We start from the raw sequence: 15,003 nt of genomic DNA, 5'->3' as shown, positions 1-15,003 counted from the left end.
GGAAGCTAAGCCTTTCAGCGCCGATGGTACTGCAGGGGGGACCCTGTGGGAGAGTAGGACGCCGCCGAACAATCATTGTGGGAAAGCCCCGCACCAACCCTTCGAGGTTCGGTGCGGGGCTTTTCTGCGTTCCGGATGCCTGTGCGGACTCCTGTAGGGTCAGAGGGCATCGTTCAACCTTTCTACCGTCACAGTGGAGGCCCCCGGGTGGAGGTCCAGGAGACTCGGGTTCAGACTGACCGAATTTTCACCATTCCGAACATCCTGAGCATGGCTCGCCTCGCCGGCGTGCCCGTGTTCCTGTGGCTGATCCTCGCGGAGTACGACGGGTGGGCCCTGGCCGTACTCATGCTCAGCGGTATCAGTGACTACCTCGACGGGAAGCTCGCGCGGCGCTGGAATCAGATCAGCAACCTCGGGAGGCTGCTGGATCCCGCCGCCGACCGGCTGTACATCCTGTCGACGCTCTTCGGTCTGACCTATCGCGAGATTCTTCCCCTGTGGCTGACCGCGGCGCTGATCGCGCGCGATCTGATGCTGCTGGTGAACGTGTGGATCCTGCGCCGACACGGCTATCCGCCGCCGCAAGTCAACTTCCTCGGGAAGGCCGCCACCTTCAACCTGATGTACGCGTTCCCCTTGTTGTTGCTCAGTGACGGGACGGGTTGGTTGGCCTGGATGGGGTCAGTTTTCGGATGGGCGTTCGCGGGATGGGGTACAACGCTCTACTGGTGGGCAGGAATCCTGTACGTGGTTCAAGTCCGCCGGATCGTGAAGGCGGACGCCACCGCCGATTGAGCCCGCCCGACCGGAAGGCACGGTGGAGTCGGGAAGTCACCGTCCGAGACGGGTGAGGTCGGCACGACCGTCGTCTCTCAAGGAGGATTCTTCCGACATGAAGGCCGTCGTGATGGCCGGTGGTGAAGGCACACGTCTTCGCCCCATGACCTCGAGCATGCCCAAGCCGCTCCTGCCGGTGGCGAACCGGCCGATCATGGAGCATGTACTCAGGCTGCTCAAGCGGCATGGGCTCAGTGAGACCGTGGTCACCGTGCAGTTCCTGGCGTCGCTCGTCAAGAATTACTTCGGGGACGGCGAAGAGCTCGGTATGGAGCTCACCTATGCCAACGAGGAGAAGCCACTCGGAACCGCCGGCAGCGTGAAGAATGCCGAGGAGGCCCTGAAGGACGACACCTTCCTCGTCATTTCCGGCGATGCGCTCACCGACTTCGACCTGACCGACCTGATCCGTTTCCACAAGGAGAAGGGCGGCCTCGTCACGGTCTGCCTGACCCGGGTACCGAATCCGCTGGAATTCGGCATCACGATCGTGGACGAGGAAGGCAAGGTCGAGCGCTTCCTGGAGAAGCCGACCTGGGGACAGGTCTTCTCGGACACCATCAACACCGGCATCTACGTGATGGAGCCGGAGATCTTCAACTACGTCGACCCGGACGTCTCCGTCGACTGGTCCGGTGACGTCTTCCCGCAGCTGATGAAGGAAGGCCGGCCGATCTTCGGCTACGTGGCCGAGGGCTACTGGGAGGACGTGGGCACGCACGAGAGCTACGTCAAGGCGCAGGCCGACGTGCTCGAGGGCAAGGTCCAGGTCGAGATGGACGGCTTCGAGATCTCGCCCGGCGTGTGGATCGCCGAAGGGGCCGAGGTGAGCCCCGACGCGGTGCTGCGCGGGCCTCTGTACATCGGGGACTACGCGAAGGTCGAAGCCGGTGTCGAGATCCGCGAGCACACCGTCGTCGGGTCGAACGTCGTCGTGAAGAGCGGGGCCTTCCTGCACAAGGCCGTCGTCCACGACAACGTGTACATCGGGCCCCACAGCAACCTCCGCGGCTGCGTGATCGGCAAGAACACGGACATCATGCGCTCCGCGAGGATCGAGGACGGGGCCGTCATCGGCGACGAGTGCCTCGTCGGCGAGGAATCGATCGTCCAGGGGAACGTGCGCGTCTACCCCTTCAAGACGATCGAGGCCGGTGCCTTCGTCAACACGTCGGTGATCTGGGAGTCCCGTGGTCAGGCGCACCTGTTCGGTGCGCGGGGAGTCTCCGGGATCCTGAACGTGGAGATCACCCCCGAGGTGGTGGTCCGGCTCGCCGGGGCCTACGCGACCACCCTCAAGAAGGGGGCGATCGTCACCACCGCCCGAGACCACTCCCGAGGCGCCAGGGCGCTGAAGCGTGCGGTGATCTCGGCGCTCCAGGCCAGCGCCATCGAGGTGCGCGACCTGGAGAACGTCCCGCTGCCCGTCGCCCGGCAGCAGACCGCGCGGGGCAGTGCCGGCGGGATCATGCTGAGGACCTCGCCGGGCGTTCCGGACTCCGTGGACATCATGTTCCTGGACGAGCGCGGGGCGGACCTCTCGCAGGCGCAGCAGCGCAAGCTCGACCGGGTCTACGCACGCCAGGAGTACCGGCGTGCCTTCCCGGGGGAGATCGGAGACCTGCACTTCCCCGCGAGCGTCTTCGACTCGTACACGGGATCGCTGCTGCGGCAGGTGGACACCACCGGGATCGGCGAAGCCGGGCTCAAGGTGGTCGTCGACGCCTCGAACGGCAGCGCCGGCCTCGTCCTGCCCAGCCTGCTCGGGCGGCTCGGCGTGGACGCCCTGACGATCAACCCGGGGCTCGACGAGTCGAGGCCGACGGAGACCGCGGAGTCCCGCCGGGCCGGCCTGGTGCGGCTCGGGGAGATCGTGGCCTCGGCGCGGGCGGCCTTCGGGGTGCGGTTCGACCCGGTCGGCGAGCGGATCTCGCTGGTGGACGAGCGCGGGCGGATCATCGAGGACGACCGGGCGCTGCTGGTCCTGCTCGACCTGGTGGCCGCGGAGAAGCGCAGCGGCAAGGTCGCGCTGCCGGTGACCACGACGCGCGTCGCCGAGCAGGTGGCGGCCTACCACGGAACCCAGGTGGAGTGGACGACGACCTCGCCCGACGACCTGACCCGGGTGGGCCGGGCCGAGAACACCATCTTCGGTGGAGACGGCCGGGGCGGGTTCATCGTTCCCGAGTTCAGCAGCGTCTTCGACGGCTCGGCCGCCTTCGTCCAGCTGCTCGGGCTGGTGGCGCGTACGCAGCTCACGCTGAGCCAGATCGACGCCCGGATCCCGCGCGCCCACGTCCTCAAGCGGGACGTGCCGACCCCGTGGGCGGTGAAGGGGCTCGTCATGCGCCGGGTCGTGGAGGCGGCCGGAGACCGGCAGGTGGACACCACCGACGGGGTGCGGGTGGTCGAGGCCGACGGGCGGTGGGTGCTGGTCCTGCCGGACCCGGCGGAGGCGGTCACGCACCTGTGGGCCGAGGGCCCCGACGACGCCTCGGCGCAGGCGCTGCTCGACGAGTGGGCGGGAGTGGTGGACGGCGCCGGCCACTGAGCGCCGGGGCACTGATCCACGAAGCACCGAGGTCCGGAGGTCCGGGCGGGGCCAGGACCCCCGCCCGGACCTCCGAACGGGCGCATTCGGTGTGTACGCCGCCGACATGCGACGATGTGCGGCATGTCGCAGCCGCCCCACAATCGGAGTTCGGCGTTCCCGGTGCCCGCGCGCCCGGACGCTTCCATGTCGCTGCTGACGCACGTGATGGACCACAGCCTCGACGAGGGCTACGCGGAGGCGTCGGCCCGCCGTGAGGCGGAGGGCACCTCGGGTCTGCCCCGCACCCTCAAGGCCAAGCTCGGCCTCGCCGCGGGCCTCGTGCTCGCGGCGATGGTCGTCACGCTCGGCGCCGCCGAGGCACAGGTGGCCGCGCCGGTGCTGGCCAAGGAGCGTCAGGAGCTGATCGACCGGGTGGAGCGCGCGGACAACCGCGCGGACGGCCTGGAGCGGGACATCGACCGGCTGCGGACCGACGTCGCGGACCGCCAGAGCGCGGCGCTCAAGCAGCCCGGCGGCCGACAGGGCGATCTCGTGGCGCTGCTGTCCGGTGCCACGGAGGTCCGGGGCCCCGGGATCAAGCTGGTCGTCGACGACGCCAAGGGCGCTTCCGACGGTGGCGGCGGCGGACCCCGTGAGAGCGCCGGGTTCTCGGACACCGGCCGCGTGCGCGACCGCGACATGCAGAAGATCGTCAACGGGCTGTGGCAGTCCGGGGCGGAGGCGGTGTCCATCAACGGGCAGCGGCTGACGGCGCTGTCGGCGATCAGGGCCGCGGGTGACGCGATACTGGTCGACAACAGGCCGCTGGTGCCGCCGTACGAAGTGCTGGCGGTGGGGGACAAGAAGCGGCTCGGCACGGCCTTCCAGGATTCGGCGGACGGCCAGTACCTGCACGTGCTGCAGGAGAGCTACGGGATCCGCTACACCCTGTCCGCCGCGGACGAGGTGCGGCTGCCGGCCGCGCCGAGCGTGACCGTACGTACAGCTACAGCAGCAGAGCAGCAGAAGGGTGCATCGTGATCGCGGTACTGGGCCTCTTGGTCGGAGTGGTGGCCGGACTTCTGGTCCGGCCCGAAGTGCCGGCCGTCGTGGAGCCTTATCTGCCGATCGCCGTGGTGGCGGCGCTGGACGCGGTCTTCGGCGGCTTGCGCGCGATGCTGGACGGCATCTTCGTGGACAAGGTCTTCGTGGTGTCGTTCCTGTCGAACGTGGTCGTGGCCGCACTGATCGTCTTCCTCGGCGACAAGCTCGGCGTCGGATCGCAGCTTTCCACGGGTGTGGTCGTCGTCCTCGGCATCCGCATCTTCTCCAACGCCGCGGCCATCCGTCGGCACGTGTTCCGGGCGTGAGGCCGATGAGTACGGACGAGACCCCCGAGCAGCCGGAGGGCGCGGAGCAGCCGCCGAAGAACGCCCCGGAGCCGCCGAAGGAGGTCCCGGAGCCCGAGGACGTGCCGGAGCCGGCGGAGGAGACGGGTCGGCAGCGGCTCGCGGCCGGGCTGTGGCCGCCGCGGGTGAGCCGTGCCCAACTGATCGTCGCCCTGCTGCTGTTCGTCCTGGGTCTGGGGCTGGCCATCCAGGTGCGGTCGAACAGCGAGTCCAGCGCGCTGCGCGGGGCCCGTCAGGAGGACCTCGTACGGATCCTCGACGAGCTCGACGGGCGGACCAAGCGCCTGGAAGACGAGAAGCAGCGCCTGGAGGAGCAGCGCAAGGAGCTGGAGAGCAGCTCCAACCAGGCCGAGGAGGCGCGCAAGCAGACCGTGGAGAAGGAGCGCCAACTCGGCATCCTGGCCGGTACGGTGGCAGCGCAGGGGCCGGGCATCACGTTGAAGATCACCGATCCCACGGGCAAGGTGCGGTCCGACCAACTACTGGACGCGCTTCAGGAGCTGCGGGCGGCCGGGGCCGAGGCGATCCAGATCAACGGCGTGCGCATCGTGGCCGGCTCGTACTTCTCCGATGAGAACGGTGGGGTCGCGATCGACGGTAAGAAGATCACACAGCCTTACGAGTTCAAGGTGATCGGCAAGGCCCAGGATCTGGAGCCGGCGCTCAACATCCCCGGCGGCGTGGTCCAGACGCTGGAGAAGGAGCAGGCCACCGTCGCCGTCACACGGTCGGCGAAGATCGTCGTGGATGCCTTGCGGGCTGCGAAGCAGCCTGACTACGCTCGGTCGTCATCGTGATGATGCGGAGTGGAGAGTGGACCGGCTCACGCGGACTGATGCCTGCGGGGGGTCGGCGCACCGAAGTCGCGGTGTGTGGTGGAAACTGTCTGGTGGTTACGGACGTTGTGAGAATGTCCGGGTCGGCAGGTGTCTGCATTCGGAGTTCGTCCTGCCCCACGGGCGGGTCTGTTTCGGTCAAGGGGAATCGCCCGTGAAGTTGTTTGAGAAGTTGTTCGGCAAGAAGAACCGCGAAGAGAGCGGTTCGGCACGTGACCGTGCCGAGCAGGGTGGCGTGGAAGGGCAGGGCGACCGGCCGCTCTTCCGTGACGAGGTGGCCGGCGCGGGTGACAATTCGGGCGCTTCCGGCGCGTCGACTGTTGACCCTGCGGGTACCGGACGCATAGGTTTCGGTGAACCATCAACCTCGACTACGGGTGGAGGGTTTGCCCCCGACCCGTATGCCACCAATGCCTCCGCGGGGCAGCCGCGGCGCGAGGAGCCGTCGATGTCGGCCGAGCAGATTTGCAGCAGGTGCGGACACCGCAGCGATGCGGCCAGCCGGTTCTGCTCCAACTGCGGTGCGCCGCTTCGGGCGGGTCTGACGCCGGAGCGAGCCTCGGAGACCACGTCCACCATCTCGATCTCGGGCCTTGAGGCCTACGAGGCCGAGGTGTCGGGACAGACGCACGTGTCGTCCTCGCTGTCCCCCGAGGCCCAGGCCGCGGTGGAGGCCCTGCCGCCCGGTTCCGCCCTGCTGATCGTGCGGCGCGGTCCCAACTCCGGTAGCCGCTTCCTGCTGGACGGCGAGCTGACCACGGCGGGCCGGCACCCGCAGAGCGACATCTTCCTGGACGACGTCACCGTCTCCCGGCGCCATGTCGACTTCCGCAGGGGCCAGGACGGCGGTTTCACCGTCTCCGACGTCGGCAGCCTCAACGGCACGTACGTGAACCGCGAACCGATCGACTCCGTCGCCCTGCACAACGGCGACGAGGTGCAGATCGGCAAGTACCGGCTGGTCTTCTACGCGAGCCTGCGGGGCGTCTGACCCCATCTGGGAAGGTCTCATGCTGCGTACCCCGACCGGCGGTGCCCACGACAACGGCACCGCAGGCGCCGCCGGGCGGCTGGTGAGCATCGGCACCGTGCTCACCACGCTGCGTGACGAGTTCCCCGAAGTCACGATCTCGAAGATCCGTTTCCTGGAGGCGGAGGGGCTCGTCGAGCCCCGGCGCACGCCTTCGGGGTACCGCAAGTTCAGCGCGGAGGACGTGGAGCGCCTCGCGCACATCCTGCGGTTGCAGCGCGATCACTACCTCCCGCTGAAGGTCATCCGCGAGCAGCTCGACGCGCTCGCCCGCGGAGAGCAGATCCGTATCCCGGCGCCCACGGCGCACACCGACTCCGACGGCGCGGTCGATCCCGGCAGTCCTGTGGCCCTCTACGGCGAGGTGGGCCGGGAACGGCCCACGGTGGCCCGGGTGGGTCGCGCGGAGCTGCTCGCGGCCGCCGAGGTGGACGAGGTACAGCTGGTCGAATGGGAGTCGTACGGGCTGCTCGCGGAGGTTCCGGGCGGCGGATTCGACGCCGAGGCGGTCACGGTCGCCCGGCTCGTGGCCGATCTGGGGCGCTTCGGCCTGGAACCGCGGCACCTGCGCGCCATGAAGGCCGCCGCGGACCGTGAGGCGGGCCTGGTGGAGCAGGTCGTCGCACCCCTGCGCCGCCACCGCAACCCGCAGACCAGGGCGCACGCGGAGGCCACGATGAAAGAACTCGCGGGGCTGTCCGTAAGGCTCCACGAGGCCCTCGTACAGACGGCTCTCGGGGTCCGGCTGAAGTGAGGCCGGGCGGTCGGAGTGGGGCCCCGACTACCCAAACCTGCCGACCAGGTCCTAGGGTTGCTGTGTGAACGAGCTCGACGTTGTGGGTGTCCGGGTGGAAATGCCCTCCAACCAACCGATCGTGCTCCTGCGTGAAGTGGGAGGCGACCGGTACCTCCCCATCTGGATCGGACCAGGGGAGGCGACCGCGATCGCCTTCGCGCAGCAGGGGATGGCCCCTGCCCGGCCGCTGACGCACGACCTGTTCAAGGACGTGCTGGAAGCGATCGGCGAGGAGCTCTCCGAGGTCCGGATCACGGATCTGCGGGAGGGCGTCTTCTACGCGGAGCTCGTCTTCGCCAGTGGGGTCGAGGTGAGCGCGAGGCCCTCCGACGCCATAGCGCTGGCCCTGCGCACGGGGACGCCGATCTACGGCAGTGACGGGGTCCTCGACGACGCCGGAATCGCCATTCCGGACGAGCAGGAGGACGAGGTGGAGAAGTTCCGCGAGTTCCTCGACCAGATCTCGCCCGAGGACTTCGGTACCGGCCCGCAGTGAGTACCGGCCGGGCCGTCCACGGGGCGGACAGCCGGGAAATTTCAGCCCATTCGAGTAGCCTTTCCCCGCAAAGGGATACGGGAAACCACTCTCAGGGTGATTATCACTCGGCGTGCCGAGTGTGGCGATCGTTGACGCACCCCTGGTGACTGCCTACCTTCGAGGTGGGCAGGTCAAGGACGGAGGGTCGGCGTGAGGATCACGGGCGACGGTACGACCGGGGGCACCCCCGCGCGGAGTGACGGGGGACCGTACCCGCTTCACGGCAGTGCGGTCGGATCCGCGCGCCGTCAGCCGGAGTCGACGCCGGTCGGACCGGTGGGTGGCGACCAGGCGCCCGCGCAGATCGGATACCGGGGGCCGACGGCGTGCGCCGCGGCCGGCATCACCTATCGGCAACTCGACTACTGGGCGCGCACCGGGCTCGTGGAGCCGAGCGTGCGGCCCGCGTACGGGTCGGGCACCCAGCGTCTCTACAGCTTCCGGGACGTGGTGGTCCTCAAGATCGTCAAGCGTTTCCTGGACACCGGGGTCGCGCTGCAGAACATTCGCACGGCCGTGCAGCACCTGCGGAACCGCGGGTTCCACGACCTTGAGCGGATGACGCTGATGAGCGACGGCGCCACCGTGTACGAGTGCACCTCCCCGGACCAGGTCGTGAGCCTGCTCCAAGGCGGGCAGGGCGTCTTCGGAATCGCCGTGGGCGTGGTGTGGCGCGACGTCGAGAGCGCGCTGTCGCAGCTGCACGGGGAGCGCGTGGACACCGGCGAGACCCTGGTCGGGCACAACCCGGCCGACGAGCTCGCGGCGCGCCGGAACCGCGCCGTCTGAGCGTGGGGGCGGCCCGCCCCGGAAACGTGGCATGGAAATGTCAGAGGCGTAGGGCAGCATCGGGGCTGTGAGAGCCGCGCCGACCATCCTGCACCTGGACATGGACGCCTTCTACGCCTCCGTGGAGCAGGCGTCCAAGCCGAGCCTGCGCGGCAAGGCCGTCATCGTCGGCGGTCTCGGGCCGCGCGGGGTCGTCGCCACCGCCTCGTACGAGGCCAGGCGGTTCGGGGTGCACTCCGCGATGCCGACCGCGCAGGCGCGGAGGCTCTGCCCGAACGGCGCCTACCTCATCCCGCGCTTCAGCCTCTACCGCGAGGTCAGCGACCAGGTGATGGCGCTGCTGCGGGCACTGTCGCCGCTGGTGGAGCCGCTGAGCCTCGACGAGGCCTTCGTTGACCTGGAGGCGGGCGGGGTCGCCTTCGACTCGGCGAGCGCCCTGGCGACGGGGGAGCGGCTGCGGGCGGACATCCGGGGCGTGACGGGGCTGAGCGGGTCGGTGGGGCTGGCCGGTTCGAAGATGCTGGCCAAGGTGGCGTCCGAGGAGGCCAAGCCGAACGGGCTGCTGCTGATCGAGCCGGGGACGGAGCGGGAGCTCCTCGCGCCGATGTCGGTGCGGACCCTGCCGGGCGTGGGTCCGGCCACCGGGGAGCACCTGAGGCGGGCCGGGATCACCACGGTGGGGGAACTCGCGGAAGCCGGTGAGGACGAGCTGGTCCGGATGGTCGGGCGGGCGCACGGGGTGGGCCTGTACCGGATGGCACTGGGGCTGGACGACCGGCCGGTGGTCGCCGAGCGGGACGCGAAGTCGGTCTCGGTCGAGGACACCTTCGACGTGGACCTGCACGACCGGGTCCGGATCCGGGGCGAAGTGCAGCGGCTGGCGGACCGGTGCGTGCGGCGGCTGCGCGAATCCGGGCACTCCGGGCGCACGATCGTGCTGAAGGTGCGGCGGTACGACTTCTCGACGCTGACGCGCTCCGAGACGCTGCGGGGCCCCACGGACGACCCCGGGGTGGTGCGGGAGGCTGCCGCGCGGCTCCTGGAGGGCGTGGACACCACGGGCGGGGTGCGGCTGCTGGGGGTGGGCGTGACGGGACTGGCGGACTACACGCAGGAGGACCTGTTCGCGCAGGCGGCGGAGGCGGAGGCGGTTGAGGCCGCCGAGGGGGCGGAGGGCCTCTCCGAGCCGCTCGGGGAGGCCGTGCCGACCGCCGGGCCCGAGGCGTCCTTGGACCCCTGGTCCGCCGTGCCCGGGTCGGAGCCCGAGCCGGCCGTGGAGCGGCGGTGGATGGCCGGGCTCGACGTGCTCCATTCGGTGTACGGGCCGGGGTGGGTGCAGGGCAGCGGGGTGGGGCGGGTGACGGTGCGCTTCGAGCAGCCCGGATCGCCGCCGGGCCGGGTCCGCACCTTCCGGGTGGACGACCCCGAGCTGGAACCGTCCGACCCACTGCCGCTGGTGGGGGCGGCGGACACGGACACCGCGACCCCCTGACGTCCCGCGTGCGGTGTCCCCTGCGGGGGCTCGACCGTTGCCCGTGGCGCCTGGGGCCGGGCCCGCCGCCCCGGCGACCGATCTGCGCCGGCCCCCGGGGCCGGTGCGGGCCGGAGCGGGCCGCGCCCGTTCCGCGGGGAACGGGACTGGGGCGTGCGCGGACGGCCCCCCTGCTGGGGCGGGCAGGCGCAGTTCCGGCAGAGGAGGGCCCGGGGCCGGTCAGGCCGGACCCGGGCGCGCACGGCCGGGTGGAGCCGCCCACAGCCGTGCCGGGGGCTGTGCGGGCTGGCCCGGGCGCGAAGGACCGCGCTCGGGTGGGGGCGGGCCAGGGCATGTATGGGCGAGTGGGGCCGCACGGGTCGGGGGCCCGGGTGGGCAAGGTCGTGCTCGGAGTGCGGGCGGCCCGGGCACGATTGGGTGGGTGGGGCCGCGCGGGTCCAGGTCCCGGCCGGGGCGGGCCCGCGTTGGTGTCGGCCTGGCCGTGTCTGGGCGCGCACGGAACGGGCCCGGGCCGTGCGTGCCGGGCGGATCCTGGCCCCGATGGCCAGTGCGGAGGCAAGGAGCGGCGGGGCCGGCCCGCCGGTGCGCGTGCCCGGCCGTGCCCGCCCGTTCCCGTGCACGCATGGCACGGCTGCGGTGGGGTGGGTCAGTCGTCGTCGCCTGCCAGGTGGCCGAAGTCTCGGTGGAAGTCCGTGGGGAGCGTCACGTCCAGGCCGTAGTGGTGGTAGAGCTGGAGCTCCTGTTCGGGGGAGAGGTGGCGGCCGACGCCGAAGTCGGGGGCGTCCTTGATCAGGGAGCGGTCGAACGGCACCCGCAGGGCGTCGTCCACCAGCTCGCTCGGCTCCAGCGGAACGAACGCGTCCCGGCTGAACAGGCCCGTACGGACGGCGGCCCATTCCGGGACGCCTGTGGCATCGTCGAGGTAGACCTCGTCCACGGTGCCGATCTTGGTGCCATTGCGGTCGAACGCCTTGCGGCCGATCAGGCTGCGCGGATCGATGTCGGTCTGCACGGTCCCTCCAAATGGTCGCAACTCCTCCGTAATGACTACAGAAGTGCATATCCCAAGAAGAGGCCACTCGGGGAGGGTCCGGATCCTCGCTGGTAGGCTGGGTGCTGGCTGTCGACCCTGTGCGGGAGAGTCCTCCGAGTGAGAACGACGGAGGCGCCGAAGGAGCAAATCCTCCCCGGAATCTCTCAGGCATACGTACCGCACGGACGAGGCCACTCTGGAAAGCAGGGGCGGGTGCCGGGCGCGCAGTGCCGGTTCCCCTCCTCACCGACGGTGAAAGCCGGTGGCTCGAGCGACCCTCTAGCGACCGGTGAAACTCTCAGGTTGAGATGACAGAGGGGGAGGCCGTCCGGGTGCCCGCGCCGTGGTGCCCCTCGCAGGTCGTACGACCAGGAGGCCTCCGTACATGACCGCCAACCGCATTCCGCTCTCCCAGCTGGAGCGAGGCATCCCCTTCGAGCAGCGCCACATCGGTCCGGACGCCGAGGCGCAGGCGAAGATGCTCGCTCAGGTGGGCTACGGCTCGCTGGACGAACTGACCGCCGCCGCGGTGCCGGATGTGATCAAGACCGCCGAGGCGCTGAACCTGCCCGAGGCGCGGACCGAGGCCGAGGTGCTGGCCGAGCTGCGTTCGCTCGCCGACCGCAACCAGGTCCTGTCGTCGATGATCGGTCTCGGTTACTACGGGACCTTCACGCCTCCGGTGATCCTCCGCAACGTCATGGAGAACCCGGCCTGGTACACGGCGTACACGCCGTACCAGCCGGAGATCTCCCAGGGCCGCCTCGAAGCGCTCCTGAACTTCCAGACCCTCGTCGCGGACCTCACCGGCCTGCCGACCTCGGGTGCCTCGCTGCTCGACGAGGGCACCGCGGCCGCCGAGGCCATGTCGCTCGCCCGCCGCGTGGGCAAGGTCAAGGGCGGCGTCTTCCTGATCGACGCCGACGCCCTGCCGCAGACCATCGCGGTGATCGAGACCCGCGCCGAGCCCACGGGCGTCGAGGTCGTCGTCGCGGACCTCTCGAACGGCATCCCCGCCGAGATCGCCGAGCGCGGCGTCTTCGGCGTGCTGCTCCAGTACCCGGGTGCCTCCGGCGCCGTACGGGAGATCAAGCCGGTCATCGACCAGGCGCACGAGCTCGGTGCGATCGTCACCGTCTCGGCCGACCTGCTCGCCCTGACCTTGCTGACCTCCCCGGGCGAGCTGGGCGCGGACATCGCCGTCGGCACCACGCAGCGCTTCGGCGTCCCGATGGGCTTCGGCGGACCGCACGCCGGCTACATGGCCGTCCAGGCCAAGCACGCCCGCTCCCTGCCGGGCCGCCTCGTCGGCGTCTCCGTGGACGCGGACGGCAACAAGGCGTACCGCCTGGCCCTGCAGACCCGCGAGCAGCACATCCGCCGCGAGAAGGCCACCAGCAACATCTGTACCGCGCAGGTGCTGCTCGCCGTCATGGCCGCCATGTACGCCGTCTACCACGGCCCGGACGGCCTGCAGACGATCGCCCGCCGCACCCACCGCTACGCGACCCTGCTCGCCGCGGGTCTGACGGCCGGCGGCGTGGAGATCGTGCACGGCGCGTACTTCGACACGATCACCGCCCGCGTCCCGGGCCGTGCCGCCGAGGTCGTCGCCGCCGCCCGCGAGGGTGGCGTCAACCTGCACCAGGTCGACGCGGACCACGTCTCCATGGCCTGCGACGAGACCACCCTGCGCGCCGACATCGAGGCCGTCTGGGCCGCCTTCGGCGTCAGCGCCGACATCGAGGCGCTGGACGAGACCGCGGCTGACTCCCTCCCCGAGGGCCTGCTGCGCTCGGACGCCTTCCTGACGCACCCGGTCTTCCACCAGCACCGCTCCGAGACCGCGATGCTGCGCTACCTGCGCAAGCTCTCGGACAAGGACTACGCGCTCGACCGCGGCATGATCCCGCTGGGCTCCTGCACCATGAAGCTCAACGCGACCACCGAGATGGAGCCGGTGACCTGGCCCGAATTCGGTCAGCTGCACCCCTTCGCGCCGGTGGAGCAGGCCGAGGGCTACCTCACGCTCATCAACGAGCTGGAGGAACGTCTCTCCGAGGTCACCGGCTACGACAAGGTCTCCATCCAGCCGAACGCCGGCTCGCAGGGTGAGCTCGCCGGTCTGCTGGCCGTGCGCGCCTACCACCGCGCGAACGGCGACGAGCAGCGCACCATCTGCCTCATCCCGTCCTCCGCGCACGGCACCAACGCCGCCAGCGCCGTGATGGCCGGCATGAAGGTCGTCGTCGTCAAGACCGCCGACGACGGCGAGGTGGACGCGGACGACCTGCGCGCGAAGATCGAGCAGTACCGCGACGAGCTCTCCGTGCTGATGATCACCTACCCGTCCACGCACGGTGTGTTCGAGGAGCACGTCGCCGACATCTGCGCCCAGGTGCACGAGGCCGGCGGCCAGGTCTACGTGGACGGCGCGAACCTCAACGCCCTGGTGGGTCTGGCCAAGCCGGGTCACTTCGGCGGCGACGTCTCGCACCTGAACCTGCACAAGACCTTCTGCATCCCGCACGGTGGCGGCGGTCCGGGCGTCGGCCCGGTCGGTGTCCGGGCGCACCTGGCCCCGTACCTGCCGAACCACCCGCTGCAGCCGACGGCCGGTCCGGAGACGGGCGTCGGCCCGATCTCGGCCGCCCCGTGGGGCTCCGCCGGCATCCTGCCGATCTCCTGGTCGTACGTGCGCCTCATGGGCGGCGAGGGCCTCAAGCGCGCCACCCAGGTCGCGGTGCTCGGTGCCAACTACATCGCCAAGCGCCTGGAGCCGCACTACCCGGTGCTCTACACCGGCCCGGGCGACCTGGTCGCGCACGAGTGCATCATCGACCTGCGTCCGCTGTCGAAGGAGACGGGCGTCAGCGTCGACGACATCGCCAAGCGCCTGATCGACTACGGGTTCCACGCGCCGACGATGTCCTTCCCGGTCGCCGGCACGCTGATGATCGAGCCGACGGAGTCCGAGGACCTCGCGGAGATCGACCGCTTCTGCGACGCGATGATCGCCATCCGCGGCGAGATCGAGAAGGTCGCTTCCGGTGTGTGGCCGCTGGAGGACAACCCGCTGGCCAACTCCCCGCACACCGCCGCGGCGCTGGGCGGCGAGTGGAACCACCCGTACACCCGTGACGAGGCCGTGTTCCCGGGCGGGGTCACGGCCGCCGAGAAGTACTGGCCGCCGGTGCGCCGCATCGACGGTGCGTTCGGTGACCGGAACCTGGTGTGCTCCTGCCCGCCGCTGGACGAGTACGACAACTGACCGATGACGAAGGGGCCGGTCCGGGAGGTTCTCCCGGGCCGGCCCCTTCGTCGTTCACGATCCGTCCTATGCCACCGCGAGCGGGCGGTGCGGGGCGATGATCTGGCCGTCCGGGAGCAGCTCCCCGGTGTCCTCGAAGAGCAGGACGCCGTTGCACAGCAGGCTCCAGCCCTGCTCCGGGTGGTTGGCCACCGGGCGGGCCGCCTCCCGGTCGGCGGATTCGGCTGACGGGCAGGCTGGCTGGTGCTGGCACATGGATGCGTTCTTTCGCTGCGACGTGGTCTGTGTGCTACGGCTCGATGCGTGATTCATGGCCGTCCCCCTGGATCATCCCCGCACCCGCGGGGAGCGTGTCCTCAGTCTTCCCCCAGGACAGCCGCTTCGCAGGGATTTCCCGCCGGCTGTCCTCACAGATTGATGACGCATCACTCGTGCG

At 70.3% G+C, this 15,003-nt stretch carries 13 protein-coding genes and 1 riboswitch; of the genes, 11 read left to right on the top strand and 2 right to left on the bottom strand.

Annotated features, from left to right (window positions below; all coding sequences use genetic code 11):
- The first annotated feature begins 207 nt into the window (after window positions 1–207).
- The 10 genes from ACFYYJ_RS39000 (at window position 208) to ACFYYJ_RS38955 (ending at window position 10,263) form a co-directional block, all read left to right on the top strand.
- A complete protein-coding gene (locus tag ACFYYJ_RS39000) occupies window positions 208–798 on the top strand; it encodes a CDP-alcohol phosphatidyltransferase family protein (RefSeq protein ID WP_389139374.1) in 591 nt (196 codons plus the stop codon).
- A gap of 97 nt (window positions 799–895) precedes the next feature.
- Entirely contained in the window at window positions 896–3,391 is a 2,496-nt protein-coding gene (locus ACFYYJ_RS38995; protein ID WP_385366869.1) for a sugar phosphate nucleotidyltransferase, read from the top strand.
- A gap of 114 nt (window positions 3,392–3,505) precedes the next feature.
- On the top strand, window positions 3,506–4,414 hold the full coding sequence (locus ACFYYJ_RS38990; RefSeq protein ID WP_385128369.1) for a DUF881 domain-containing protein: 909 nt from the start codon (window positions 3,506–3,508) through the stop codon (window positions 4,412–4,414).
- Window positions 4,411–4,743: a small basic family protein gene (locus ACFYYJ_RS38985; RefSeq protein ID WP_373040019.1), complete on the top strand. Its 333-nt coding sequence runs from the start codon at window positions 4,411–4,413 to the stop codon at window positions 4,741–4,743. The genes ACFYYJ_RS38990 and ACFYYJ_RS38985 overlap by 4 nt, the downstream gene beginning before the upstream one ends.
- 5 nt (window positions 4,744–4,748) lie before the next feature.
- Entirely contained in the window at window positions 4,749–5,579 is an 831-nt protein-coding gene (locus ACFYYJ_RS38980) for a DUF881 domain-containing protein (protein WP_385128368.1), read from the top strand.
- Between the two features lie 73 nt (window positions 5,580–5,652).
- Complete coding sequence (locus ACFYYJ_RS38975; RefSeq protein ID WP_389139370.1) at window positions 5,653–6,609, top strand: FHA domain-containing protein; 957 nt, start codon at window positions 5,653–5,655, stop codon at window positions 6,607–6,609.
- A 19-nt stretch (window positions 6,610–6,628) separates the two neighbouring features.
- Window positions 6,629–7,402 carry a MerR family transcriptional regulator gene (locus tag ACFYYJ_RS38970; protein ID WP_385364824.1) on the top strand — a complete coding sequence of 258 codons (774 nt, stop codon included), beginning with the start codon at window positions 6,629–6,631 and terminating at the stop codon, window positions 7,400–7,402.
- Window positions 7,403–7,466: 64 nt separating this feature from the next.
- On the top strand, window positions 7,467–7,940 hold the full coding sequence (locus ACFYYJ_RS38965) for a bifunctional nuclease family protein (protein WP_384592450.1): 474 nt from the start codon (window positions 7,467–7,469) through the stop codon (window positions 7,938–7,940).
- A gap of 192 nt (window positions 7,941–8,132) precedes the next feature.
- Window positions 8,133–8,771 (top strand): MerR family transcriptional regulator, encoded by a 639-nt coding sequence (locus ACFYYJ_RS38960; RefSeq protein WP_389139367.1) that lies wholly within the window; start codon window positions 8,133–8,135, stop codon window positions 8,769–8,771.
- 67 nt (window positions 8,772–8,838) lie between these two features.
- Entirely contained in the window at window positions 8,839–10,263 is a 1,425-nt protein-coding gene (locus ACFYYJ_RS38955) for a DNA polymerase IV (RefSeq protein WP_389139365.1), read from the top strand.
- 646 nt (window positions 10,264–10,909) lie between these two features.
- On the opposite strand, the gene ACFYYJ_RS38950 is transcribed toward ACFYYJ_RS38955, so the two are convergent.
- A complete protein-coding gene (locus ACFYYJ_RS38950; RefSeq protein WP_385128363.1) occupies window positions 10,910–11,275 on the bottom strand; it encodes a PRC-barrel domain-containing protein in 366 nt (121 codons plus the stop codon).
- 112 nt (window positions 11,276–11,387) lie between these two features.
- Window positions 11,388–11,486: riboswitch (glycine riboswitch) on the top strand.
- A gap of 195 nt (window positions 11,487–11,681) precedes the next feature.
- Between ACFYYJ_RS38950 and gcvP the strand changes: the two genes are divergently transcribed.
- Window positions 11,682–14,567, top strand: a complete 2,886-nt coding sequence (gene gcvP, locus ACFYYJ_RS38945) for an aminomethyl-transferring glycine dehydrogenase (protein WP_385364829.1) — start codon at window positions 11,682–11,684, stop codon at window positions 14,565–14,567.
- A gap of 66 nt (window positions 14,568–14,633) precedes the next feature.
- On the opposite strand, the gene ACFYYJ_RS38940 is transcribed toward gcvP, so the two are convergent.
- Entirely contained in the window at window positions 14,634–14,822 is a 189-nt protein-coding gene (locus ACFYYJ_RS38940) for a DUF5999 family protein (protein ID WP_329388107.1), read from the bottom strand.
- Window positions 14,823–15,003: the final 181 nt, after the last annotated feature.

The organism is Streptomyces sp. NPDC002467 (assembly GCF_042889825.1).
Taxonomy (GTDB): Bacteria; Actinomycetota; Actinomycetes; order Streptomycetales; family Streptomycetaceae; genus Streptomyces.
Note: the sequence above shows the minus strand (reverse complement) of the source record. Positions and strands in the feature narration are given on the sequence as shown.